Below are 25,163 nucleotides of genomic sequence, written 5' to 3' on the forward strand. Positions count from 1 at the left end.
TGTCCCATCAAGACTAGGACAGGCCAACCGTCACCTCAATGTCAAAATCGCCCCGAAGTTAAGCGGGAGGATCACTTTTCTCCGTCGTCGCTGACGCGGCTCTCGAGGATCTCGTCGATCAGACCCCAGGACTTCGCTTCTTCGGCGGACATGAAGTTGTCGCGCTCGAGACCGGCCTCGATCGTGTCGTAGTCGTTGCCAGTGTGCTTGACGTAGATTTCGTTCAAGCGACGCTTGAGTTTCTCGGTCTCGCGGGCGTGGATCATGATGTCGGTCGCCTGACCCTGATAACCGCCCGAGGGCTGGTGCACCATGACGCGGGAGTTCGGCAGCGAGAAGCGCATTCCCTTTTCGCCCGCGGTCAGCAGCAGCGAGCCCATCGACGCCGCCTGCCCAATCACCAGGGTCGAGACCTTCGGCTTGATGTATTGCATCGTGTCGTAGATCGAGAGACCGCTCGTCACCACGCCGCCCGGCGAGTTGATATACATCGCGATCTCTTTTTTCGGGTTCTCGGCCTCGAGGAAGAGAAGCTGCGCGCAGATCAGGGTCGACATGCCGTCATGGACCGGCCCCGACAGGAAGATGATGCGCTCTTTCAGCAGGCGCGAGTAGATGTCGTAGGCACGCTCGCCGCGCGAGGTCTGCTCGACCACCATCGGCACCAGCGTGTTCATGTAAAACTCGTGGGGATCTTTCATCTCGGCCCTTCCTGGTCGTTCGACGCTGTTCATAGCGTGTGATCTTTACAGAAGTCTTAGTGACCGCATCGGGGACCTTCAAGGGCGCTGACCCCGCGCGAAGGGCTGCCGCGGCGCAAATATTGGCCCTCGGCGGGTGTGTGTTAATCGCATGGAAAGGGTCTGGACGTAGCGTGTCGGCGATTTTGCGGGAATGCGCCCGTGTGGAAAAATGAGGCGGACATGTCCAAATCCGAGGCTGGCGCAAGCGCCTGGCACACCGTGATGCTCAAATTGCTGATCCTGATCGCGATCGCGGGGTTCGTGTTCGCGACGCTGATGACGCTGCTCACGATCAATTCGAACTATCGTCGCGCCAATGAGGCAGCGCGGGCACATCTCGACCAGATCCTGCCGATGCTCGGCGATTCGGTGACGGATGCGCTGATCACGGGGCGGATCGCGGATGCGACGCATGAGCTAGAGAACGTGCTCGCGGGCTCGGACGGCGCTGGCCAATCCGCAATCGCGCTCAACAGACGCGGCGCCGTTATGACCGAGGCGGGCGCGCCCGATCCCGCGCTTATCGCTCTGGCGCAAAGCGCGCTTGAAGCCAACGACAGGGCGATCTCGGCAGATGGGCTGAGCGAGGCGATTCCGCTGCGCATCTCTCCGGAGGATCCGCCGATCGCCGCGATTGCCCTGCGCTGGAGTCCGGCCCCCGCCATCGCTCGCGCGCAGAAGGACATGGTGCGCAACCTCTCTTTCACCGCGATGATTTTCGCGGGCATTCTCGGCGGTGTGATGCTGGGCGTACGCTGGCTGATCACCCGCCCCCTCACCCGAGTGACGGAGGCGATGCGCTCCGTGGCCGGGGGACAGCTCGATACGGACATCCCCGCTACCGGTCGACGCGACGAAATCGGCGCGATCGCCCGCGCTCTGGGGACCTTCCAGTCCGAGCTCGCGACCGCCGAATCGCATAACCGTGCCGCACGGATGCATAGCGCCGCCCTCGAAAGCGCCACGGTCGCGATCATTCTTACCAACAACGACCACGTCATCACCTTCGCCAATGAGGCGGCCGCGGAATTGCTGCGCCCCTTCGCCGCGGAAATCCGCGCCCACAACCCGGATTTCGATCCCGACAAGCTCTTGGGGACGCGCGCGGATCGCATCTTGCCGGCCGGCACGACGACCGCCGCCGCCCTCGACGATGGCGCGCGCGACACACTCGCGCTCGAAGGACGGATGCGTGCCGGGGCGATTCTCGCCCTCGTCAGCCCCGTCATCGACGAGGCCGGGGAGAAGATCGGCCATGTCTCGCAATGGCGCAACATCACCGAAGAACAGCGAAACGCCTCTCTGATTTCCGCGATCGACGCCAACCTGCTACGGGTCGACCTGCGCCCTGACGTGACGATTGACAATGTGAACGACGAATTTGCCGAGGTCTTCGGCGCGCCGCGCGCAGAGATGGAGGGAATGTCCGTCGCCGGTCAGATCACCTTCGAAGGGCAGCCAGTCTGCGAAATCCTCCAGCGCGATCCGCAGCCCTTTGCGGGCATGCTCGTGCTGCGCTGCGCCGATGGCCGTCAGGCCTGGCTCGAAGGCTCGGTCAATCCGATCCTCGACACGGACGGCAAGATGGTCATGTTCAGCGTTCTTGCGAGCGACCGAACGCAACAACATCTCGAAGCCGACGCCCGGCGGGCCGAGCGCAGCGCGATGATGGCCGCCCAACAGAACATCGTGGAGACGCTGAAATCGGCCTTGGCCGGCCTCTCCGCCGGGGATCTCATGGCCGAGATCACCACCGAATTCGAAGGCGACTACAAGGCTTTGCGCAGCGATTTCAACAGCGCGATCGGCGATTTGCGGGGCGCGATGCGCAAGGTGCTCGACAATGCCGGATCGATCCGCACCGAGGCGCGACAGATCTCGTCCAGCTCCGACGATATGGCGCGGCGCACCGAACGGCAGGCAGCCACGCTGGAAGAAACCGCCGCTGCGCTCAACGAGATCACCGCCTCTGTCGAGGCCGCCGCCCACGCCGCCGGTCGCGCCAACGACCTCGTCGAGACCGCCCGGCGCAGCGCCGAACAAAGCGGCCATGTCGTGTCAGAAGCCGTGCAGGCCATGTCGGAAATCGAGCAAAGCTCGGAGCAGATCAGTCGGATCACCAGCGTCATCGACGAGATCGCCTTCCAGACCAACCTGCTCGCCCTCAATGCCGGGGTGGAGGCCGCCCGCGCTGGCGAGGCCGGGCGCGGCTTCGCCGTCGTCGCCTCGGAAGTGCGCGCTCTCGCGCAACGCTCCTCGGATGCCGCACGCGAGATCGCCGAACTGATCGCGAACTCCTCGGCGCAGGTGAAGCGCGGCGTCGGCCTCGTCGGCCAAGCGGGCGATGCGCTCGGCGGGATCCAGTCCTCCGTTTCCGATCTCCTCGCCTATGTTGCGGACAGCGCAAATGCGACGCAGGAGCAAAGCGCAGGCCTGACCGAAATCAACTCCGCGGTGACCCAGCTCGATCAGGTCACCCAACACAACGCGGCCATGTTCGAAGAAGCACTCGCCGCGAGCCAGGTCCTCGAACGCGAAGCGATGGAACTCGGCGCGGCAATGGGGCAATTCAAACTCGGCGAGGCCGCTCCGGATGAGGGGGCCGATAGTACATCGCCTGCAGAAAAAGTGGCTGCGGCAGAAACCTCCCCCGAAACATCCGGGCCCACAGCATCCGCGCCGCACCAATCAGCCCGCCCCAAATCGGCTCAGCAGGTCAGCGTGTCGGGCAACACCGCGCTGGCGGTGCCACCTCCGCCCACAGATGACGATTGGGAGGATTTTTAACCGACGAAGGAACTTGCAGAACGCATTGACGCGGGACGCCAATCAGGACGCGTTGGGATGAGGCACCGCAATCGCGGCCTCCGCCCGATCCGTCTCGCTTGCTCCTTGCGTCCCGGCCTCGCCCGCACGGAACCAAGCCCGGATGGCGGCGCGCTCCTGCGGCTCCATGTAGCTCAAATTCGCGGGGGGCATCGCATCGGTCAGCCCGGCTTGCACATAGATCTGCCGTGCGGCGGCGGCGATTTCGCGCGGCGTCTCCAGCTTGATGCCCTTCGGCGCGTGACCGATCCCTTCATAGCCGGGCTCATTCGCATGGCACATCGAACAGCGCCCCATGACGATCCCGCTCACCTCGTCGAAGCCAGGCGCCGCAGCGAAGCGTTGTTCGAAGGGAGTAAGCATCGCGCTGTCCTCCATATCCTCGCCGGCATCCGCTTTCGGAATCGAGGATAGCCAAACGATCGCGACGAACAGCGCCGCGGTCGCGCCCCAGGTCCACCACGGCTTGCCCTTATGGGCGTGATGGGTGTTGAAGAAATGCCGGATCGTCACGCCCATCAGGAACACCAGAGAGGCGATCAGCCAGTTATACGCGCTGGCAAAGGCCAGCGGATAATGGTTCGACAGCATCAGGAAGATAACCGGCAGCGTCAGGTAGTTGTTATGGGTCGAGCGCTGCTTGGCGATCTTGCCGTATTTCGGGTCGGGCGTGCGCCCCGCCATGAGATCGGCGACCACGATCTTCTGGTTCGGAATGATGATCAGGAAGACGTTCGCGGTCATGATCGTCGCGGTGAAGGCGCCCAGATGCAGCAGCGCCGCGCGGCCTGAGAAGACCTGCGTGTAGCCCCAGGCCATCGCGACGAGAATGACGTAGAGGCCCAGCATCAGCCGCGTGTTGTTCTCGCCAAAGCTCGACTTGCAGATCAGATCATAAAGGAGCCAACCCAGCGCGAGCGAGCCGATCGAGATCAGGATCGCCCCCCAGACCGGCAGCTCCATCACCCGCGGATCGATCAGGTAGAACTGCGCCTGTGTCCAATACAGAACCACCATCATCGCAAAGCCCGAAAGCCACGTCATGTAGCTTTCCCATTTGAACCATGTCAGCCGGTCGGGCATCTGCGCGGGTGCGACGAGGTATTTCTGAATATGGTAAAAGCCGCCGCCATGGACCTGCCACGCCGCGCCATGCACCCCCTTGGGGGAACCGGGCTCGGGCACCAGCCCCAGATCAAGCGCGATGAAATAGAAGGACGACCCGATCCACGCGATCGCGGTGATCACATGCAGCCAGCGCACCGCGAACTGCACCCATTCCAGAAAAAACGTGTAATCCATCCGTCATCCCTCGTTTTGCGCTCAGAGTTTCCCAAGCCACGCCCGAGCGCAAGCGATGGCGCGGCGGAACCGCCCGAATTTTGTCCGGATGCTCAAATCGCAAGCAGATGGAGGGCCTGCGGTCAGCTACCGCGATAGGTCGAATAACCGTAAGGCGAGAGCAGAAGCGGCACGTGGTAATGCGCCTCGGCGTCATTCATGCCGAAGCGGATCGGGATTTCATCGAGGAAAAGCGGCTCTACCGCCCCCTGCCCGCTCGCCCTCAGATAATCACCCGCGGCGAAAACCAGCTCGAACTGGCCGGTGCGAAACCGCTCCACCGGCAGGATCGGCGAGTCGGTGCGCCCATCGGCATTCGTCACCATTTCGGCCAGCACCTCACGGTCGCCCCCGTCGAGCGCGAAGAGCGTGATCTTGAGCCCTTCCGCCGGGCATCCCCGTGCCGTGTCGAGCACATGGGTGGTCAGATATCCTGCCATCGCGTTCTCCTTCGCCAATCGTCGAGACCGCGATCACTATGCTTTCGGGTGAAACAAACCGCAAGATATCGTGCGCTCACCGGAAGTTGCTTAGTATTTCACATGCTTATGGTTGATCACCGCACAGCTGCCTCTAGGTGACATTACAGGTTCACGTAGCCGTCACATCCATGTCACGTCGAAAGGCGATGGGCAGCGCAGCAACGAGCGGAAGGACCCTATGGGCAACAACATACAGCCTGTGATTTTCCCGACTGTTTCCGCTCCGCTTCTCCGCGCAGGCGCCGGTTGCCTGCCCCTCCCTGCAGATCCACCGGAGATGTGACATGAGCCGATCGCGCCATCACAACAAACAACGCTACCGCAGCCTTTTCCTGTCGGATTTCCACCTCGGATCGCGGGGGTGCAGCCCCGGCCCGATCCTCGACTTCCTGCAAAGCGTGCAGGCCGACGCGATCTACCTCGTCGGCGACATCCTCGATCTCTGGCATGGCGGGCCCGTGCAATGGGGCGACATTCACGCCGAGATCATCGAGACCCTCGAAGCCCATGCCGAGGCCGGGACGCGCATCGTCTATCTGCCCGGCAACCATGACGCGGCGCTGCGCTCGCCGGGGATGAATTTCCTCAGCTTCGAGCTGACCGAAACGGCGTTGCATGTCGGCGCGGACGGGCAGCGCTACCTCATCGTGCATGGCGATCAATGCGATGCGCGCATCCTGCGCTGGCACGCGATGACCCGTTTCGGGAGCCGGATGGACGCGCTGTTCCGCGGCATCGATGCCTGGCTGCGCCGCCGCCGCGACGTCTCCGAGACCGAGCGCACCCTGATCCAGCTCGCGATCGAAGGGATCAATCACCTGATCGCGCGCGGCTCGGGGTACGAGCATCGTCTGATCGCATTGGCCTCCGAGGCCGGGGTCGACGGGATCATCTGCGGCCACTCGCACAAGCCCGCGTTGCGCGATGTCGACGGGATGACCTACGCCAATTGCGGCGACTGGGTGGACAGCCTGACCGCCTTGGCCGAGGATAGTTCCGGCGCATTGCAACTTCTTCAATGGGGCGCGGAGCCCGCAGCGGTCCCGGAGACCGGCACCCGCCCCGCAGTCGCAAAGGTTCGCGCATGACGATTGTTCTGCTGTCCCTTGCCGCCCTTCTGGGCATCACCCTCACGGCGCATCTTCTCAGCGCCGCGATGACCGCATGGCGCGAGTCCCGCCCGCCGAAGCCGGTGCCCGACGAGTTGCCCTTCATCGCGCTGATGCGCCCGGTCTGCGGGGTCGATCCGTTCGACGCGGAGACGCTCGGGTCTTCCTTCAACCTCGACTATCCGAATTACGAGGTGATCTTCTGCGCGCCCTCCGAGCGCGATCCGGCCTGCGCGCTGGTGCGTCGCCTGATCGAAGATAACCCGCAGGTGCGCGCCCGGCTCCTGACCGGGCTCGACGCGGTGTCGGGCAATCCGAAGCTGAACAATCTGCACAAGGGGCTGTCCGCGACCGAGGCGGAGTGGCTTGCGATGGCCGACAGCAATCTGCTCTTGCCGCGCGACTACCTGCAACGGCTGGTGGCGGAATGGCGGCCCGGCACGGGGCTCGTGTCCGCCCCGCCGGTGGCCGAGCGCCCGGGCAATCTCTGGGGCGCGGTGGAGGCCGCTTTCCTCAACACCAATCAGGCGCGCTGGCAGGTGGCGGCCGACATGATCGGGATGGGGTTCGCGCAGGGCAAATCGCTGTTCTGGCGGCGCGACATCCTGATGGCGGGTGGCGGTTTCGCGGCGCTCGGACGCAACATGGCCGAGGACGTGGCCTCGACCAAATTGGTGCGCCGTCAGGGCCTGAAGGTGCGGCTGACGCGGCACCTTTTCGCGCAACCGATCGGGACGCGCGCGGCCCGGGAGGTCTGGGACCGCCAGCTGCGCTGGTCCAAGGTGCGCCGCGACGGGTTCGTGATGATTTTCGCCGCCGAAATCGCGCAAGGCCCGTTCCTGCCCTTCCTCGCCGCCCTTGCTCTGGCGGCGTTGGGCGCGATGCCGTGGATCGCCCTGCCGCTTCTGGTGGCGCTGTGGTACGGTGCCGAAGTGCTGCTTGCCCGGATCGCGGGCTGGCCCGCCTCGGCGCGCGACATCGCGGGCTTCGCGATCCGCGACGCGATGTTGCCCGCGCTGTGGCTGATGACATGGTTCGGGCGCGATTTCACCTGGCGCGGCAATGACATGACCCACCGGGACGTCGCCCGCAGCGATGCCCCCGTCACGGAGTAACCTGATGATCGGCCTTGAGACGATCTCCGTATTGATGGCGAAACACGGCCTCGCCGTGCTGGCGCCGATTGCGGTGCTCGAAGGGCCGATCGTGACGGTGATCGCGGCGTGGCTCGCCAGCCAGAACATGTTCTCGGTCTGGTCGGTCGCGATCATCGTGATCCTTGCCGATCTCGTCGGCGATCTGGGGCTCTATGCGCTTGGCCGATGGGGTCTGAACCGGATGCCCAAGAAGTGGCGCGACAAGCTGGGCCTCAGCCGCGCGCGGCTCGTGAGTGCGGCGCGGCACTTCCAGAACAAAGGGGTCAAGACGCTGGTCTTCGGCAAGCTGACCCATTCGGCGGGCGCGCCGGTGCTGGTCGCAGCCGGGGTCGCGCGGATGAATTTCTGGGTCTTCATGCTGACCAACCTGATCGCGACGATCCCGAAATCGCTGGCCTTCGTGGCGCTCGGCTATTGGCTCGGCTCGCATATCGGGAAGATCGACAGCTGGCTATCGAGGGGCTCGCTGATCCTGCTCGTCGTGATCATTCTCGGCGGCACGATCTGGTTCTATCGCCGCAAGAGGTCGCACACATGACGACGATCACCTGCATTCTGCCCGCCTATAACGAAGCCCCGCGGATCGGCGCGGTGCTGGAGCGTGTGCTGGACCATCGCCAGATCGCCGAGGTGATCGTGATCGACGACGGCTCGAGCGATGGCACCGCCGAGATCGCCGAGGGGTATCGCGACGCCCATCGGCATCTGCGGGTGCTGCGGCAGGCGCAGAACGGCGGGAAAACCGCAGCCGTGGCCGCCGGGATCGCGGAGGCCGCAGGCAGCCACCTGCTGCTGCTCGACAGCGATCTACTGGGGCTGACCCATGCCGATCTGGGCGCGCTGATCGCGCCGGTGGCGAGCGGGGAGGCCGATGTCACGATCAGCCTGCGCCGCAACGCGCCGCGTATCTGGCGGATGATCGGGCTCGATTACATCTCGGGCGAGCGGGTGATCCCGCGCGAGATGCTGGGCGAACGGCTGGAGGCGCTCAACGCCCTGCCCCGCTTCGGGCTGGAAGTCTTCATGAACCGGCTGTGGATCGCAGAGCGCGCCCGGATCGCCGTCGTCTCCTGGCCCGGCGTCGACAGCCCGATGAAATCCGCGAAGCTGGGCAACTGGCGCGCAGGCGTCGCCGCCGACGCACGTATGATCCGCGATATCTTCCGCACCATCGCGCCGCATCGCGCGCTCGGCCAGATCGTGGCGATGCGCAGCCTGCGGGTTCGCGGCGAGGCGCAGGCTTTACCGCGCAAATGGTTGGAACGTATACCTCGCTGAACGGTTCGGTTCACGACAGATCAGCGGAGGTTTCATGTCACAACACGCGCGTGTCGTTATCATCGGCTCTGGCTCGGCCGGGCTGTCTGCCCTGCGCGAAGTGCGCCATGCGACCGATGACTTCCTGATCGTCAACGACGGCCATTGGGGCACGACCTGTGCCGAAAGCGGCTGCATGCCCTCCAAGGCGCTGATCGAAGCCGCCAACGCCTTCCACCGCCGCCACGATTTCGAGGCCTTCGGGATTTCCGGCACCGAGGCGCTGCGCATCGATGTGCCCTCCGTGATGGCGCGGATGAAACGGATGCGCGACGGGTTCACGAAATCGCCGCGCAAGGTTCCCAAAACCCTTGGCGACAAGGCGATTTCGGGCCGCGCGACGCTCCTCGGCCCGAACCGGATCGAGATCGCGGGCCACGGCGAGGTGACCGCCGATGCGATCATCCTCGCGACGGGCTCGTCGCCGGTGCTGCCGGGGCCGTGGAAGACCTTTGGCGAGCGTATCCTGACCACCGACACGCTGTTCACCCTTGACGATCTGCCCAAGCGGATCGCGGTGATCGGCATGGGCGCGATCGGCGTGGAACTGGCGCAGGCGATGGCCCGGATGGGGATCGAGGTCGCGGGCTTCGATGCGCTGGAAAGCGTTGCCGGCATGACCGACCCGGAGGTCGCAGCGGTCTTGCGCGACGCCATCGCGGCGGAGCTGCCGCTGCATCTGGGCGCGCCTGCGGAGATTTCCGAAGGCAACGCGGGCAGCCTGATCGTGAAAGGCGCGGGCGGCGCGGAATTCGAGGCCGACGCCGTACTCGCCGCGATGGGCCGCCGCCCCAATATTGCTGGGCTCGGACTGGAGACGCTGGGCGTGCCGCTCGACGATCACGGGATGCCCGAAGTCGACGCCACCACTACCCGGATCGGCGATCTGCCGGTGTTCCTCGCGGGCGACGCGAATGCGATCCGCCCGATCCTGCACGAAGCCGCCGACGAGGGACATATCGCGGGGCGCAACGCGGTAGCCGAGACCCCGCGCTGCTATCGCCGCCGGACCTCGATGGCCATCGCCTTCAGCGCGCCCAATGCGGTGCGCGTGGGGCAAAGCTTCAAGGATCTCGACGGGCAGGACATCCTGATCGGCAGCGCGGATTTCGCGACGCAATCGCGCGCCCGGCTGGCCGAAGAGGCGTATGGCATGCTCCGCGTCTATGCCGAGCCCGAAACCGGCAAGCTGCTGGGCTGCGAGATGGCGCTGCCCGAGGGAGAGCATTTCGCGCATCTTTTCGGCCTCGCGATCCAGTCGGGCATGAGCGTTTTCGACATGCTGGCGATGCCCTTCTATCACCCGGTGATGGAGGAAGGCCTGCGGAGCGCGCTGCGCGAAATTTCCAAGCAGCTTCCCGAGGAAGACCGGTCGGACCTCTCCGATTGCCCCGAGAAAGGGCATCCGGCACTCGACTAAAGGGCTGCGATCTCGGCCACGCGCGCGGCGTTGTCGTGCGCGGTGGTGCCGTCCGCCATCACCAGCGAGTTCTCGAACCCGACCCGCGCCTTGCCGCCCTTGGCGAGCGCATTGCGCAGGCAGTCGGTCTCGCCCGAGCCGAAGGCGCAGATCGCCCAGTCAGGGGTGATCGCCTCGGCCTGCATCCAGTCGAGGAACGGATCGAGCATCGCGGGCGTCGAGACCTGCCCCGCAACATAGCGACCCATCACGAAGATCAGTTGCAGCCCGGGATCGCGCAGCAGGCGATCCGGCAGTACATGCACCAGCGCCTCGGCATCCTCGCGGGAATAGAGGATATGTTGGATCGCGATCCCACGTTCCGCTGCCTCTTCGTAAAACCGTATTGCCTGCAATTCGTGGTCGCGCAGCATCTCGCGCGCCGAGACCGAGACCATCTGCGCGCCCGAGTTCAACGCGACATAGCGCTGATGCCCCGGTTCGTAGCGCCCTGCGGCCTCGGTGGTGATCTGGATCGCCATCTGGCCCAGAAGCGGGCGCAGATGAGCCAGCGCCTCGGCATAGGCGCCACTATCGAGCAGATGCCCGCCCGCGTCGTCGCGCAGATGCAGATGCAGCGCCCCTGCCCCGGCGTCGCGGCAGGCCAGCGCGGTCTGCGCAATCTCGTCCAAGGTGATCGGCAGCGCCGGGTGATCGGTCTTCGTCTTGGTCGCCCCGTTCGGCGCGACCATGATATGCGGCAGGCTCACCCGAGAACCTCGCGGATCGCGGTGCCGAGCTTGTCCACCAATTCCCCGATCTGGTCGTCGGTGATGATGAAGGGCGGCGCGAGCAGGATGTGGTCGCCGCGCTGGCCGTCGATCGTGCCCCCCATCGGATAGCAGACGAGCCCGGCCTCGAAAGCCGCCGCCTTGAGCTTCTTGTTGATTGCCTTGGCCGGGTCCATCGGCTCTTTCGTGGCACGGTCGGCCACGATTTCCAGCCCGCGGAACATGCCGCGCCCGCGGATGTCGCCGATATGCGGATGCTGGCCGAAGGCCTCGCGCAGCGCCGCGTCGAGCACTTCGCCCTGCTGCGCCGCCCGCGCGACCAGTCCGCCCTCGGTCAGCTTCTTGACCACGGCATCGCCCGCGGCGGTCGCGGTCGGGTGGCCGATATAGGTGTGGCCGTGCTGGAAGAAGCCCGAGCCGTTGAAGAAGGCGTCGTAAATCTCGGAGGTGCAGAGCGCCGCCCCGATGGGCTGGTAGCCCGCACCGAGCCCCTTCGCGATGGTGACGATATCGGGCGCGATCCCATCCTGCTCGCAGGCGAACAGCGTGCCGGTCCGGCCCATCCCGCACATCACCTCGTCGAGGATCAGCAGGATGCCGTATTGGTCGCAGATCTCGCGGATGCGCTTGAAATAGCCCTTCACCGGCGGCACCGCGCCCATCGTGGCGCCGACGACCGGCTCGGCGATGAAGCCGATCACGTTCTCCGCCCCGAGGCGCTGAATCTCGGCCTCCAGCTCATTGGCGACGCGCAGACCGTATTCCTCGGCGGTCTCGCCTTCCTCGCGCCAGCGGTATTCATGCACGGGTGCTATGTGGCTCACGTCGATCAGCAGCGGGTTGAACTTCTCCCGGCGCCACGCATTGCCGCCAGCGGCCAGCGCGCCCAGCGTGTTGCCGTGATAGGACTGGCGGCGCGCGATGAAATGCGACCGGCTCGGCTCGCCCTTCTCGACGAAATACTGCCGCGCCATCTTCAGCGCGCTCTCCACCGCCTCCGATCCCCCGGACGTGAAATAGACGCGCTCGAGGCTCCCCGGTGCGTGAGCGATGAGACGATCGGCCAGCCGTTCGGCGGGTTCGGAGGTGAAGAAACTCGTGTGCGCGAAGGCGATATTGTCGATCTGAGCCTTGATCGCGGCAGTCACGTCAGCGTCAGAGTGACCGAGGCAGGACACCGCCGCGCCCCCGGACCCATCGAGATATCGCTTCCCGTTGGCATCGAGAATGTAGATACCGTCGCCCTTTACCGCCAAGGGCGGATTGGACTTCGTGTGGCGGGGGAATACGTGACTCATATCGGTCCCTCCTTCGGGACAAGAATGCGTGAGGATCGCTGATTACCCCATGAAACATATGTTTTACGCATTGACAATATATGAAACAATTGAAACGGTCACCTCAACGCGATAACTGGTGATGGAACCTGGGGAGGAGCATTGTCCGGCAGTTTCGAACAGCGATTGGCTGCGCAATATGGCAACCTTTCCACGCGCTTGCGTGAGGCGGGAGACTATATCGCAGACAACCCGGTGAGCATCGCCACCCGTTCGCTGCGCACGCTGGCGAGCGAATCGAACCTTGCGCCCGCGACCTTCACCCGCCTTGCCCATGCGCTCGAATACGAGAATTTCGAAGAGCTGCGCGAGACCATGCGCGACCAGATCGGTCGCCGTGTGTCCCCCTTCGCGGACCGCGCCGATCGACTGCAGAAGGATGCCGCCGATCCGCAGAGCAGCTTCCTCAACCGTTATGCCGCGGCCACGCAGGACAATATCGCAGCCCTAACCGCCGCAATCGAGCCGGGACGACTCGAGGCCGTGGCCGACAAGCTCGCCGCCGCGCGCCGGGTGGTGCTTCTGGGTGCGCTCGGTTCGACGGGGATCGCGGAATACACCGCCTATATCGCCAATTTCCTAGGCGACAACTGGGAGCTGGGCGCACGGGCGGGTTCGTCTCTGGGCGCCACGCTCGCCGGGCTCGATGAGCGCGACGCGGTTCTGGTCATCACCAAGCCGCCCTTCGCGCGCTCCACCATCCGCAGCGCGATCCATGCCCATGAACAGGGCGCCTATGTCGCGCTTATTACCGACAGCCGCACCTGTCCGGCGCTGCACGCGGCCGATGAGACCTTCATCGTGCCCACCGACAGCCCGCATTTCTACACGAGTTACGTCGCCACGCTGTTCTTGCTCGAAGCAATTCTGGCGCTGGTGGCGAAGCGCGCGGGACCCCGCGCAACCGAACGGATCGCCGAGGTCGAACGGCGCAACAGGCTTCTCGACGAAGTCTATGCGCGCTGACCGAAGCGGACCGTATCTTTGAACCGAGACCCAAAAACGACCAACGGGAGTTACTCAATGAAAAAGTTCTTCAAACTCGGGGCCATCGCGGCCGTCGCCGGTGCGCTGTTCGCGCCCGCGGCGAACGCAGCCGACGAGACCTTCATCACCATCGGGACCGGCGGCGTCACCGGCGTTTACTACCCGACCGGTGGCGCGATCTGCCGCCTGATGAACAAGAGCCACAAAGAAACCGGCGTGCGTTGCTCGGTCGAATCCACCGGCGGTTCGGTCTACAACATCAACACCATCCGTTCGGGCGAACTGGACTTTGGCATCGCCCAGTCGGACTGGCAGTACCACGCCTACAAGGGCGACTCGAAGTTCTCCGATCAGGGTCCGTTCGAGAAGCTGCGCGCCGTGTTCTCGATCCACCCCGAGCCCTTCACCGTCGTCGCGCGTGCCGATAGCGGCATCAAGAACTTCGCCGACCTCAAGGGCAAGCGCGTGAACATCGGCAACCCCGGTTCGGGTCAGCGCGGCACGATGGAAGTGCTGATGGACGCGATGGGCTGGAAAACCTCGGACTTCGCGCTCGCCACCGAGCTGAAGGCAGCCGAGCAGTCGAAAGCGCTCTGCGACAACCAGATCGACGCGATGGTCTACACCGTGGGTCACCCCTCGGGTTCGATCCAGGAAGCCACCACCTCGTGCGACGCGACCCTCGTGAACGTCACGGGTGACGCGGTCGACAAGCTGGTCGCCGACAACCCCTACTACGCGAAAGCCACCATTCCGGGCGGCATGTATCGCGGCAACCCCGACGACACCCAGACCTTCGGTGTGCGCGCGACCCTCGTGACCTCGGCCGATGAGCCCGATGATGTCGTCTACGCTCTGGTGAAGTCGGTCTTCGACAACTTCGACGAGTTCAAGAAGCTGCACCCGGCTTTCGCGCATCTGACGCCGGAAGAGATGGTCACCAAGGGCATCTCCGCTCCGATCCATCCGGGCGCTCTGAAGTACTATAAGGAGCAGGGCTGGATCAAATAAGCCCTGCACATACCTGGGCGGGCGCGCTTGCGTGCCCGCCTTTTTTAGTTTCAGCTTTAAGATCATGCCGGAACAGGCGGACGGCCCTGGGGGCCGCTAGGGGGAACGATGGCGGAAAATCGCGCCTTGAACGAACAGGAATTACAGGAGCTCGTCCAGGCTTCTGACAGCGGGGCGCGCAGCCCCAGAGGTTGGGTCGGGCTCATGGTCGCCGTGGTGGCGCTGAGCTGGTCGATCTTTCAGGTACTTCTGGCCTCGCCCATCGGGCCGTATGTGCTGCCGGGCGATCTGATCAACAACGCCCGCCAGATCCATCTGGCCTATGCCATCTTCCTCTCGGCGATGGCCTATCCGCTGTTCAAATCTTCACCCAAGGACCATGTGCCGTGGTATGACTGGATCCTCGCGGTCGGCGGTGCGCTGCTCTCGATGTACGGCTATTTCTTCTACCAGAAGATCGTCGACAATGGCGGGCTCGCGGATATGCAGGACGCCTATATCTCGGTCCTCGGCATCATCTTCCTCTTCATCGCAGCCTATCGCACGCTCGGGCCGATCATGGTCCTGCTGGCGATCGTGTTCCTGTGCTACGTCTTCTTCGGCTCGTCGGAGTTCTTCCCCGAACAGATCCGCTGGGCCGGCGCGAGCCTGCGCAAGGCCATGTCGCATATGTGGATCACCTCCGAGGGGGTATTCGGCATCGCGCTTGGCGTCTCGACCAAGTTCGTCTTCCTCTTCGTGCTGTTCGGCGCGCTTCTCGAGAAAGCCGGCGCGGGCAACTACTTCATCCAGATGGCCTTTGGTGCGCTCGGCCACCTGCGCGGTGGCCCGGCAAAAGCCGCCGTCGTGGGCTCCGCCGCGACCGGCCTGATCTCGGGCTCGTCGATCGCGAACGTCGTCACCACCGGCACCTTCACCATTCCGCTGATGAAGCGCGTGGGCTTCTCGGCTGAGAAGGCGGGTTCGGTCGAGGTGGCCTCTTCGGTCAACGGCCAGATCATGCCCCCGGTGATGGGGGCCGCCGCCTTCCTGATGGTGGAATATGTCGGCATCTCCTATCTGGAGGTCATCAAACACGCCTTCATCCCGGCGATCATCTCCTACATCGCACTGTTCTACATCGTGCATCTCGAGGCGGTGAAGAACCGGATGCCGACGATCGGCGACCGCGTGGTCTCGGTCTGGCGCACCGCCTTTGGCATGTTCGCCTTCTTCGCGGGCTTCGCGGCCCTGTGTTACGCCACCCAATTCCCGGTGCGCCTCATCACCTCGATGGTGCCCGAGGGCGCGGCCTGGGTTCTCGCCCTGCTCGTCGTCGTGGTCTATCTCGGGCTCGTCTGGGTCGCCGCGAAAGCCCCCGATCTGGAACCGGACGATCCGAATTCGGAGATCGTGAAGCTCCCCGAGATCAAGGACATCTACAAGGCGGGCCTCTACTACCTGCTGCCGATCGTCGTGCTGGTCTATTTCCTGATGATCGAGCGCAAGTCGCCGGGCCTGTCGGCCTTCTGGGCCTCGTTCCTGCTGTTCTTCATCCTGCTCACGCAGAAACCGCTCAAGGCGATGTTCCGCGGCGAAAGCGCGCCCATGAGCCGCTTCCGTGAAGGCGTTCTCGACCTGATCGGCGGCATGATCGACGGCGCGCGCAACATGATCGGGATCGGTCTGGCCACGGCCACCGCCGGGATCATCGTGGGCACCGTCTCGCTGACCGGGATCGGTCAGGTGATGGCCGATTTCGTCGAGTTCCTCTCGGGCGGCAACCTGATCCTGATGCTGATCTTCGTGGCGATCCTGTCGCTGATCCTCGGGATGGGCCTGCCGACCACGGCGAACTACATCGTCGTCAGCTCGCTGATGGTGGGCGTGGTCGTCCATCTGGGCGCGCAGTCGGGCCTCGTGGTGCCGCTGATCGCGGTGCACCTGTTCGTGTTCTACTTCGGGATCATGGCAGATGTGACACCACCGGTGGGGCTAGCGAGTTTCGCGGCGGCGGCGGTCTCTGGTGGCGATGCGATCAAGACGGGCTTCACCGCCTTCTTCTATTCGCTGCGCACGGTCGCCCTGCCCTTCGTGTTCATCTTCAACACCGACCTGCTGCTGATCGACGTGACCTGGTATCAGGCGATCTTCGTCTTCATCGTGGCGACGATCGGTATCCTCGTCTTCACCGCAGGCACGATGGGCTGGTTCATCACCCGTTCGAAGATCTGGGAGACGGTGGCGCTGCTTCTGATCGCGTTCACCCTGTTCCGTCCCGGCTATTTCATGAACATGATCGAGCCGCCCTATAACGAGGTGCCGCCTGCCAATATCACGCAGCGTCTCGACAAGGCGCCGGTCGGTCGCGAATTGCGGCTGGTCTTCTCGGGGCCCGATTACACGACGGGCGATCCGAAGGACATGACGGTGCTGGTCAAGGTGCCCGAGGGCGCGACGGGTCAGGACCGGCTCGACAAGCTCGGCCTGAGCTTCACCGAGACGGACGGCAAGATGGTCGCGGACGAGCCGATGTTCGGCACGGAGCTGCAGACCAAACTGCAGGGCTTCGACTTCTATGGCGACAATCCCGTCACCCTGTCCAACGTGAAGGTGCCGAACGACCAGCTTCCCAAAGAGCTGATGTTCATCCCCGCCTTCGCCCTTCTCGCGCTCATCGCTTTCCTGCAAAATCGGCGCAAGGAAGACGATGACGCGGCCTTTGCTGAAGGAGAACCGGCATGACCAATACCATTCTCTGCGCGATCGACATGAACCGCCCCAAGACCGAGCGCAAAGTGCTCGAATGGGCGGCGCGGCTGGCCAAGATGGAAGACGCCCAGCTCGACGTGATCACGGTGGTGCCCGATTACGGCTCGGCGGTGGTCGGGGCCTTCTTCTCGGACGATCACACCGCGAAGGCGAAGGAGCATGCGCGCGAGCTGCTGCATGACTTCGTCGCCGAGGTGGTCGGCCCGGAGGTAAACGCGAAGGTGCGCCACATCGTGGGCGTCGGCACCGCCTATCACGAGATCCTGTCGCTGGCCGAAAAGGACGGCGCGGACATGATCGTGCTCGGGGCGCACCGCCCCGATCTCAGCGATTACCTGCTCGGGCCGAACGCCGCGCGGGTCGTGCGACACTCGAATTGCTGCGTCTTTGTCGTGCGCTGAGCGCGCGACCGACGCCGAAAGCTAAGGGCGCGCCCGGACGATGGGCGCGCCCTTTTTCTATCGGAGCCCGGATCAGGCGGCCCCGGAACAGGCTGCCCTAGATCAGGCGGCGGTGTGCAACTGGCGCGGAGCCGATTGAGCTGCGATCACACAGGCTTCGGCCATTTCGCGACGCCGCTGCGTGGAATATTCCGCAGGCATCCGCAGCGCCGCGTATTGGCGCCCATCCTCGTCGTTGCGATAGGTCGGGCCCATCCGGCTCACATCGTAGCCAAGCTGGCGCAGCGCGCGCATCAGGGCGAGCGAGGAGAGGCAGATCAACTCGTCCGCGCCGCGTTCCCTGGCGCGCTCCACCAGCCCGTCGACGATGAGCCGCAGACAGGTCGAGCGTTCCGCCTGCGTGGTGAGCGCGTCGGAAATCACGAGCCGCGTGCATTCCCAGACCCTCTCGCTCGCGATTTCGGTCGGCAGGATTTCCGGCGGGATATGGGGCAGCTTCCCCAAATGCGCGTCGCGCAGCATGTAGGTATTGCCGCCCCAGATCGCCGCGGTGGACATGACCCGTGCCCCGCCCACCACCTGCCCGTCTTTCAGCACGAGCGAGTAATGCGCCAAGGGCGTATCGTATTGATCCATTTCTACTTCGTCATTATGCGGCACGTCCCAACCGAGCGTGTCGACGAAGACCTCCTTGCGCAGGCGCAGGAAGTCGTAAAAAGCGGTGCCGAAGCGGTGAAGTTGCGAGAATTCGAAAGTGCAGTTTTGCATTGGAGCCTCCTTCTGGATAGCTCCATCGAAACCACGGATTTGTGAAAAATTCACTCTTTTAGGTTGTATAAACCTAGATCAGTCGCCTTGAAGTCGCGATTGCGAGCATTTCAATCGCATTTCGCGCTCCCAGTTTTCGGCTCGCAGAAGACAGCCGCGCTTTGACGCCGCTTTCGGAAATTGCGAGTTCCGCGGCGATCTGTTTGATCAAGAGCCCGTCGGCGCGGAAGCGGATCGCCTCGATTTCGGCATCCGTGAGCGAGCGTTGCGAGGCGTCGACATGCAAGGCCTTGAGCATATCGAAAGCTTCATGAAGCTCGGCATCGGTGAAATCGCGATCCGATCGGAACAGGACCGCGTGGCTGCGTCGCCCGGCATCGCTTGGCGTGTTGTAAGAGATCGTGGCGGCGTAGGTCAGCCCCATCCGGCGGGCCATGCCGACGACGTCTCGGGGATCGTCCTTCAGGTCGACCCAGCGCACGTAACCGACATTGTGATAGACCCAGTGCATCGAAGGGTCCTGCACGACCAGACCGTGCTGGGTGTACATGTCGACCCAGTCGCTGTTCAGACGGTTGAGTTCGGCTTCGGGAAATGCATATCCAACCCTGAGCGCGAGGTAAAACCCGGCCGGGGCGATTTCATTCAATCGCTTTTCGCAATCCCTCAGTTCCATATTCTGATGGTCAATTCACTTGCACTCACTGCGGTCGCAGCCTACCGTCGCACGCGTCGCTGCAGCCTTGTACCAACAACCTAAAGACGAATTCCCGTGATGGAAACAGCAAACCGCAAGGAAATCGCCAGCCTGCTAGAGGACCTCGGGCAAACCTGCGACACTGGTTTCGCATTTGCCCTGCATATCCGCTTCACTCGCCCGAACATCCTTTATCGCACATATCCCGAGCCATGGATCGACGAATATAGCGAAAAGGGCATGATGATGGACGACCCTGTCGTCCTGTGGGGCTTGCAGCATGTGGGTATCGTGCGGTGGGAAGATCTTGACGACCCCAAGGGGGTTCTGAAAGGTGCGAAATCCCACGGACTTTATAATGGCCTGACCTGCGCAGTGCTGGAGAACGGCTCGCGCTCGATTTCGGGGTTCACCCGGTCCAGCGCCCCCTTCTCCGAGGATGAAGCGCAAGACCTGCTTGAGAAGACCCGGCGCCTGCACAACCTGACGGCGGGCCTGTCCGACCTCTGAGAAAAGGCGCTTTTGCCCTTCTCTCGGCTCGATTGTCCAAGTCGAATCAAAGGATAGGCGCGAAGACGAGAAGTCGAGCCGGCAGCGCCCCACTCAACCTTAGCGTGCAAACTTCATCTATCGGAAGGTCAATTTTTTTCGGCCTTCCGAATTTCGGTCGAAATGCTTTGCTTTCGCTTGATCGGCCCGAAAATCGCCCCCTACCCTTTTGAAATATCTGTAATCGGGATCGACGGGCCTGGTCCGGCCCAGAGCGATAAAGTTGACCTCAAACCGGACTGGGCAGTCGTTGCCGTTCTTCTGTGGGGGGAGAACATGACGCATCTGCCACGTTTCGAGACGCAAGATATCTCTTGGGCGCCGCCGCGCCGGCATAAGGGGCAGTTGCGCTGTCTCGTTGCCGGAGGGGCCGGGTTTCTGGGGTCGCATCTATGCGACCGGCTGATCGAGGCCGGTCACTCGGTGATCTGCATCGACAACCTGCTGACCGGGCGGACACAGAACATCGCCCATCTCATGGGACATCCCGATTTCACCTTCCTCAGGCATGACGTCATCGCGCCGCTGCAGATGCATGGCGAGATCGACCGGATCTACAATCTCGCCTGCGCGGCCTCGCCGCCGAAATATCAGCTGGATCCGCTGCACACGTTCCAGACCTGCGTCGCGGGGTCGATGAACCTTCTCAGCCTGGCAGAGCGGACCGGCGCTCGCATCCTGCAAGCCTCGACCTCCGAGGTCTATGGCGACCCGGACATCTCGCCCCAGCGCGAAGACTATCGCGGCCGGGTGAACACCACCGGGCCCCGCGCCTGCTACGACGAAGGCAAACGCGCGGCAGAGACGCTGTTCCATGACCTTCAGGCCTGTCGCGGCATCGACACCCGCATCGCGCGGATTTTCAACACCTACGGGCCGCGGATGGACCCCGAGGATGGGCGCGTGATCTCGAATTTCGTGACGCGAGCGATCCGCGGCACGCCGCTTGAACTCTATGGCGGCGGCACGCAGACGCGCTCGCTGTGCTATGTCGACGATCTGATCAGCGGGCTGGTCGCGCTGATGGAAAGCGAGACGGTCGGCCACGAGCCGGTCAATCTGGGCAATCCGGGCGAATATACCGTCGCCGAGCTGGCCCATATCGTGCGCGACATGTGCGAGAGCCGCGCGCCGCTCGTCGTATCGGATCTGCCGCTCGACGATCCGATGCAACGCTGCCCCGACATCACCCGCGCCGAGACCCGGCTGGGCTGGCGTCCGGAGATCGCGCTGCGCAGCGGTCTCGTGCCGACCATCGCCTATTTCCGGGCGGAGATAGCGGGCGTTGAAACCGCAACCGCCCCGATAACCGCAACGGCCGCAGAATGATCCAGCGCCCCGACATACGCGCTGCGATCGAGGCCGGACACCTCGCGCCCATCCTCACACCGAGGCAGGCACTGCGCTATCGGGTGCTGTTTGCGCTGTGGATGCTCGCGACGGTCTATTTCTGGAGCTGGTGGCTGACACCGTCGCATATCCTTGCGACGGTTCCCTATTTGATACTCACGGGTGTGCTGATCTGGCTTCTGGCAATGCAGATCTACTTCTTCGTGATCTTCCTGCAGGCGGTCCGCCCCTCGTCGCCTCTTCCGGAGCCGGGGCGGTGGCGCGTCGCGATGATCACGACGAAAACTCCATCCGAACCCTTTTCGGTCGTTCGTCGGACATTGGAGGCGATGCTCGCGCAGGACTATCCGCATGACACGTGGCTCGCCGACGAAGCGCCCTCGCCCGAGACGCGCGCATGGTGCAAGATCCACGGCGTGAAGATCTCCAGCCGCCACGGCATCGAGGCTTACCACCGGCAGGAATGGCCGCGCCGGACGCGCTGCAAAGAGGGCAACCTCGCCTATTTCTACGACCATTGGGGCTATCGCGACTATGACATCGTGAGCCAGCTCGACGCCGACCACGTCCCGCAACCGGGATACCTGCGCGAGATGCTGCGCCCCTTCGCCGATGATGCGGTGGGGTATGTCAGTGCGCCGTCGATCTGTGCGTCCAATGCCAAGGAAAGCTGGGCCGCGCGCACGAGGCTCTATTTCGAAGCAGCCTTCCACGGAGTTTTTCAAGCGGGCTACACTGCAGTATTCGCGCCGATGTGCATCGGCTCTCATTACGCTGTGCGCACCTCCGCGCTGAAGGAAGCTGGCGGTCTAGGTCCCGAACTCGCGGAAGATCACTCGACCACGCTCCTGATGAACGCGGCGGGCTGGCGCGGCGTTCACGCGATCGACGCGATTGCGATCGGCGATGGCCCGGCGACTGTGACCGACCTGATCACGCAGGAGTTCCAGTGGTCGCGCTCGCTGCTGAGCCTCCTTCTGCGCTACATGCCGGACTATGTCGGCAAGATGCCGTGGCGGCTGAAGTTCCTCTTCGTGCTCTGCCAAAGCTGGTATGTCTTCTTCGCGCTCTCGATGTCGATGATGTATGTCGCCCCGATCATCGCCATCAGCTTCGACATGCGCTTTGCCGACGTGACCTATCCCGCCTTTATCGGACATGTGCTGCCCGCAGGCACGGTGACGCTGATATTCGCCTTCATGCTGCGGCGCGATCAGTTCTTCCGTCCGCACGACGCCAAGATCATCGCGTGGGAGAAAGCACTCTTCGTGATGATGCAATGGCCTTGGGTGCTCTGGGGATGCGTCATGGCCGTCTATGACAGGCTGTCGGGAAAATTCGTCGATTTTCGGATCACCCCGAAAGGCGAAGCCGCCTCGACGATGCTACCCGAGCGGATCATCGCCGTTTACGGTGGACTGGCCCTGGGGGCCTTGCTGCCGGTTCTTCTGGTGGACAACGTCATCGAGGCGCGCGGGTTTTACCTCCTCTCCATGTTCAACGCCGCGTTCTATTTCGTCTTGCTGAGTGTGATCTTCGGCGCGCGCGCGCGCCGCGTTCAGATCGATTGGCGCGGCTGGCCGCGCGATATGGCGGTTCAGATGGGCACGCTGAGCGTCATCGTCTCGCTGAGTTTCGGAGCCCTTTGGCTCCGCGGCGGCGAAAGCGTCTACGCGCTCATGATCGGGCTGAAATCGGTTCAGCTCGCAAAGGTCGAATACATCGTCTCGGGGGCCGGCATGGGCGCTCCGGGACAAGCGAAGTTCCACGTCAAACCGAGCTGGAAGTGACGGGGCTTCGCACTGAAAAGGAGGAGACTGACATGGCTAATTATTTGATGACCCGTCGCGAGATGATGGCCGGTGCCGCGGCGTTGGGACTGACAGTATCGGCGCGGCCGGCTTTCGCTGCGGATGTCAGCGTGCCGCCCGGCTCCTTGCCGTTCGGGGTCTATGATCCCGATGGTGACTTTGCGGATCTTTCGGGCGTGGTGATCGAGCACCTGTTCCTGCCCTGGGAGGACGTTTTCCTTCCCTCGCTGAACGATGCCGACAGCTACGCGCTCGAACGAAACCGCGCGCTTCTGGTGACGCTGGAGCCCTGGACATGGTCGCGCTCGGAGCGCAACACGGCGCAATATCTGCGCCGTGGCATCGAGCGAGGCGAATACGACGCCAACATGATCGCGGTGGCCGATGTGCTGGCGACTCTGCAAAGCCCGGTCACGCTGCGCTTCGCTCATGAGATGGACGATAAATCCGGCCAGTTTATCTGGTCGGACTGGAACCCCGACGACTACATCGCGGCCTATCGCCGGATGACCGACGTCGCCCGCGACCGAGCGCCGAAGATCAACCTGATGTGGTCCCCGCTTGGCGACGAGAACATGGGCGACTATTACCCGGGTGACGATTACGCCGATATCGTCGGCCTCACGGTCTTCGGGTTGCAGGCTTGGGACCAGGCCAAGTTCGGGCGCGATCAGACCTTCGACGACATTTTCGCGCCCCGCTACGCGCGGGCTGCAACCTATGGCAAACCGGTGGCAGTGGCCGAGCTCGGCTATGTCGGGAACCAGTCCTATGTCTCGATGTGGCGCGACCGGGTGCGTCAGGAATTGCCCGACTATCCGAGCCTCGTCGGTGTCAGTTACTTCAACCAGCGCGAGGTTTACCCGTGGCCCGAAGGCTTCGGCGCGCCGGATTGGCGAATCAAGAACCAAGTTCTGACCTGAGCCACCATAGGTAGTGGCGATTTTTCGCCTACAACACCACTGCTAGACAAGACATTGAAGCTGCGCGGGAATTTCTCTCGCGCAGCCTCTTTGCATTTCGCCACAAATCCGCCTGCTTCCCGCCACGTCACCTACCAACTTGACCCGTAGGCTGAGATCGACCAATCCTGCTGGCACGAGGACGCAATCGGCCCTCTTCCGCGCAGACGGGAGGGGTCAGACCGCAACGTGAGCAGACAGGATTACAGTTCCGATGACGTTTTTATCCGTGAAAGCGGCCCGCCTTGTCGTGGCCGGCCTGATCTTTGCAGCCCCGCTGAGCAGCGCCCATGCGCAACAAGCCGGCATGCTGGACCTCAAACCGATCCGTGTTTCCGCCAAAAGCACCGCCGGTCAGGGCGGCGCAAAATTTGACTGGCTCGCCGGGCGTACCAGCAAAGCGCAAGCCACGCCGCGCGTCGTGCAGACCCGGTTCATCGGTAAGGGCAAATGGATTTGCTCGCCCGCCGGTTTCGGCAAGAAAGCAAGCTGCTTCCAGCGCTGAACGCCGCCCCTGCGCTTTAAGTGACGGCCCTGCCGTGACAGGGCCGTGTGACGCTCACTCGGCGAGGAAGCCGACGGTGCAGTCGATCCCGGCGGGCAGCTTGCCCTCTGGATTGGGCAATGCGAGGCGCACCCCGAACGTGTCCGACGCGGCATCGAAGACCTTGTCGACGACGCTCACCGTCGCATCGTATTCGCCGCCCACGGGCGCTGCGGGATAGACCTTCAACACCTGATCCTTCTTGACGCGGTCATACATCGACGTCGGCAGGAAGACCTCGACATGCAGCGGGTCGATCTGCGCGAGCTGCGCGATCGGCGCTTGCGAGTAGACATATTCGCCCGGCCCCATCATCCGCGTGATCACCAACCCGTCTATCGGCGAGCGGATCTCACGCCGCGCCAGCTGCGCCTCCACCCTCTGCAGATCGAGTTTCGCCAGATGCTGGTCCATTTGGGCCGAGCGCAGCTCCAACTGGGCCACTTCGGCATTGGTCTGGGCCTCCTGCACCTGCGCATCGGCCATCACGTTGCGCTTGCCCATCTCGGTCGCGCGGTCGGCGGCCTTTTGCAGCAGCGCCACTTTGGAGCGCGCGATGTCGATCGGCCCCTCGTCCTGCGCACGCTCTCGCGCATAGGTCAGCTGCGCCTCTTCGGCCTTGGATTCCAGCTTCGCGATCGGGTCGCCCTTTTTCACCGTATCCCCGCGCGAGACGAAGACCTGATCGATCACCCCGTCCACCGCCGAGCCGATCTCGAGCACCTGCCCCGGATCGATCAGGCAATCGAAGCGCTCCTGATCCTGCGCGAGCGCCGCGCCGGGACCGAGGGCGAGAAGGAGGGTGATGGAAGTAAGCCGCATGGGTGGTC

General features: G+C 63.6%; 23 protein-coding genes. 15 read left to right on the forward strand and 8 right to left on the reverse strand.

The window, feature by feature from the left end; all coding sequences use genetic code 11:
* Positions 1 to 71 precede the first annotated feature (71 nt).
* A complete protein-coding gene (locus tag BMI85_RS02465) occupies positions 72 to 701 on the reverse strand; it encodes an ATP-dependent Clp protease proteolytic subunit (RefSeq protein WP_078519545.1) in 630 nt (209 codons plus the stop codon).
* Between the two features lie 222 nt (positions 702 to 923).
* On the opposite strand from BMI85_RS02465, the gene BMI85_RS02470 reads away from it, so the two are divergent.
* Positions 924 to 3,530 (forward strand): methyl-accepting chemotaxis protein, encoded by a 2,607-nt coding sequence (locus tag BMI85_RS02470; RefSeq protein ID WP_078599386.1) that lies wholly within the window; start codon positions 924 to 926, stop codon positions 3,528 to 3,530.
* Positions 3,531 to 3,572: 42 nt separating this feature from the next.
* On the opposite strand, the gene BMI85_RS02475 is transcribed toward BMI85_RS02470, so the two are convergent.
* Positions 3,573 to 4,871 (reverse strand): urate hydroxylase PuuD, encoded by a 1,299-nt coding sequence (locus BMI85_RS02475; protein ID WP_078599387.1) that lies wholly within the window; start codon positions 4,869 to 4,871, stop codon positions 3,573 to 3,575.
* 122 nt (positions 4,872 to 4,993) lie between these two features.
* Positions 4,994 to 5,350, reverse strand: coding sequence for a hydroxyisourate hydrolase (gene uraH, locus BMI85_RS02480; RefSeq protein WP_078599388.1), 357 nt, complete (start codon positions 5,348 to 5,350; stop codon positions 4,994 to 4,996).
* A 326-nt stretch (positions 5,351 to 5,676) separates the two neighbouring features.
* On the opposite strand from uraH, the gene BMI85_RS02485 reads away from it, so the two are divergent.
* From BMI85_RS02485 to BMI85_RS02505, 5 genes are read left to right on the forward strand one after another with little or no spacing between them, the layout of a single operon-like run.
* Positions 5,677 to 6,480: a UDP-2,3-diacylglucosamine diphosphatase gene (locus BMI85_RS02485; RefSeq protein WP_078599389.1), complete on the forward strand. Its 804-nt coding sequence runs from the start codon at positions 5,677 to 5,679 to the stop codon at positions 6,478 to 6,480.
* A complete protein-coding gene (locus BMI85_RS02490; RefSeq protein ID WP_143594962.1) occupies positions 6,477 to 7,616 on the forward strand; it encodes a ceramide glucosyltransferase in 1,140 nt (379 codons plus the stop codon). Before BMI85_RS02485 ends, BMI85_RS02490 begins: the two co-directional genes overlap by 4 nt.
* A 4-nt stretch (positions 7,617 to 7,620) precedes the next feature.
* A complete protein-coding gene (locus tag BMI85_RS02495; protein WP_078599390.1) occupies positions 7,621 to 8,196 on the forward strand; it encodes a VTT domain-containing protein in 576 nt (191 codons plus the stop codon).
* A complete protein-coding gene (locus tag BMI85_RS02500) occupies positions 8,193 to 8,936 on the forward strand; it encodes a glycosyltransferase (protein ID WP_078599391.1) in 744 nt (247 codons plus the stop codon). The genes BMI85_RS02495 and BMI85_RS02500 overlap by 4 nt, the downstream gene beginning before the upstream one ends.
* Before the next feature lie 34 nt (positions 8,937 to 8,970).
* On the forward strand, positions 8,971 to 10,395 hold the full coding sequence (locus BMI85_RS02505) for a dihydrolipoyl dehydrogenase (protein ID WP_078599392.1): 1,425 nt from the start codon (positions 8,971 to 8,973) through the stop codon (positions 10,393 to 10,395).
* On the opposite strand, the gene BMI85_RS02510 is transcribed toward BMI85_RS02505, so the two are convergent.
* Entirely contained in the window at positions 10,392 to 11,144 is a 753-nt protein-coding gene (locus BMI85_RS02510; RefSeq protein ID WP_078599393.1) for a 3-keto-5-aminohexanoate cleavage protein, read from the reverse strand. The genes BMI85_RS02505 and BMI85_RS02510 overlap by 4 nt on opposite strands.
* Positions 11,141 to 12,463, reverse strand: a complete 1,323-nt coding sequence (locus BMI85_RS02515; protein WP_078599394.1) for an aspartate aminotransferase family protein — start codon at positions 12,461 to 12,463, stop codon at positions 11,141 to 11,143. The genes BMI85_RS02510 and BMI85_RS02515 overlap by 4 nt, the downstream gene beginning before the upstream one ends.
* Before the next feature lie 141 nt (positions 12,464 to 12,604).
* Here BMI85_RS02515 and BMI85_RS02520 point away from each other — a divergent pair, with 141 nt between their 5' ends.
* The 4 genes from BMI85_RS02520 (at position 12,605) to BMI85_RS02535 (ending at position 17,652) form a co-directional block, all read left to right on the forward strand.
* Positions 12,605 to 13,468, forward strand: a complete 864-nt coding sequence (locus tag BMI85_RS02520; RefSeq protein WP_246832468.1) for a MurR/RpiR family transcriptional regulator — start codon at positions 12,605 to 12,607, stop codon at positions 13,466 to 13,468.
* Positions 13,469 to 13,525: 57 nt separating this feature from the next.
* A complete protein-coding gene (locus tag BMI85_RS02525) occupies positions 13,526 to 14,500 on the forward strand; it encodes a TAXI family TRAP transporter solute-binding subunit (protein WP_078519556.1) in 975 nt (324 codons plus the stop codon).
* 108 nt (positions 14,501 to 14,608) lie between these two features.
* Positions 14,609 to 17,224: a TRAP transporter permease gene (locus BMI85_RS02530; protein ID WP_143594963.1), complete on the forward strand. Its 2,616-nt coding sequence runs from the start codon at positions 14,609 to 14,611 to the stop codon at positions 17,222 to 17,224.
* Positions 17,221 to 17,652 carry a universal stress protein gene (locus BMI85_RS02535; protein WP_075776036.1) on the forward strand — a complete coding sequence of 144 codons (432 nt, stop codon included), beginning with the start codon at positions 17,221 to 17,223 and terminating at the stop codon, positions 17,650 to 17,652. The genes BMI85_RS02530 and BMI85_RS02535 overlap by 4 nt, the downstream gene beginning before the upstream one ends.
* Positions 17,653 to 17,754: 102 nt before the next feature.
* On the opposite strand, the gene BMI85_RS02540 is transcribed toward BMI85_RS02535, so the two are convergent.
* Positions 17,755 to 18,420, reverse strand: a complete 666-nt coding sequence (locus BMI85_RS02540) for an acyl-homoserine-lactone synthase (protein WP_078599396.1) — start codon at positions 18,418 to 18,420, stop codon at positions 17,755 to 17,757.
* A gap of 73 nt (positions 18,421 to 18,493) precedes the next feature.
* Positions 18,494 to 19,069 (reverse strand): LuxR C-terminal-related transcriptional regulator, encoded by a 576-nt coding sequence (locus BMI85_RS02545; protein ID WP_168173940.1) that lies wholly within the window; start codon positions 19,067 to 19,069, stop codon positions 18,494 to 18,496.
* A gap of 126 nt (positions 19,070 to 19,195) precedes the next feature.
* Between BMI85_RS02545 and BMI85_RS02550 the strand changes: the two genes are divergently transcribed.
* The 5 genes from BMI85_RS02550 to BMI85_RS02570 all read left to right on the forward strand — a co-directional run bounded on the left by BMI85_RS02550 (position 19,196) and on the right by BMI85_RS02570 (position 24,294).
* Positions 19,196 to 19,627 (forward strand): autoinducer binding domain-containing protein, encoded by a 432-nt coding sequence (locus tag BMI85_RS02550; RefSeq protein WP_078546411.1) that lies wholly within the window; start codon positions 19,196 to 19,198, stop codon positions 19,625 to 19,627.
* 315 nt (positions 19,628 to 19,942) lie between these two features.
* Positions 19,943 to 20,995: a UDP-glucuronic acid decarboxylase family protein gene (locus BMI85_RS02555; RefSeq protein WP_078599397.1), complete on the forward strand. Its 1,053-nt coding sequence runs from the start codon at positions 19,943 to 19,945 to the stop codon at positions 20,993 to 20,995.
* Between the two features lie 101 nt (positions 20,996 to 21,096).
* Entirely contained in the window at positions 21,097 to 22,806 is a 1,710-nt protein-coding gene (locus BMI85_RS02560; RefSeq protein WP_246832489.1) for a glycosyltransferase, read from the forward strand.
* 32 nt (positions 22,807 to 22,838) lie between these two features.
* Positions 22,839 to 23,750 carry a glycosyl hydrolase gene (locus BMI85_RS02565; RefSeq protein ID WP_093476858.1) on the forward strand — a complete coding sequence of 304 codons (912 nt, stop codon included), beginning with the start codon at positions 22,839 to 22,841 and terminating at the stop codon, positions 23,748 to 23,750.
* Positions 23,751 to 24,039: 289 nt separating this feature from the next.
* Complete coding sequence (locus BMI85_RS02570; RefSeq protein ID WP_146683994.1) at positions 24,040 to 24,294, forward strand: hypothetical protein; 255 nt, start codon at positions 24,040 to 24,042, stop codon at positions 24,292 to 24,294.
* A 54-nt stretch (positions 24,295 to 24,348) separates the two neighbouring features.
* Here BMI85_RS02570 and BMI85_RS02575 read toward each other — a convergent pair whose 3' ends face one another.
* Positions 24,349 to 25,155, reverse strand: coding sequence for an efflux RND transporter periplasmic adaptor subunit (locus BMI85_RS02575; RefSeq protein ID WP_078599399.1), 807 nt, complete (start codon positions 25,153 to 25,155; stop codon positions 24,349 to 24,351).
* Positions 25,156 to 25,163: the final 8 nt, after the last annotated feature.

The organism is Thioclava sp. DLFJ4-1 (genome assembly GCF_002020145.1).
In the GTDB taxonomy this organism is placed as follows: Bacteria; Pseudomonadota; Alphaproteobacteria; order Rhodobacterales; family Rhodobacteraceae; genus Thioclava; species Thioclava sediminum.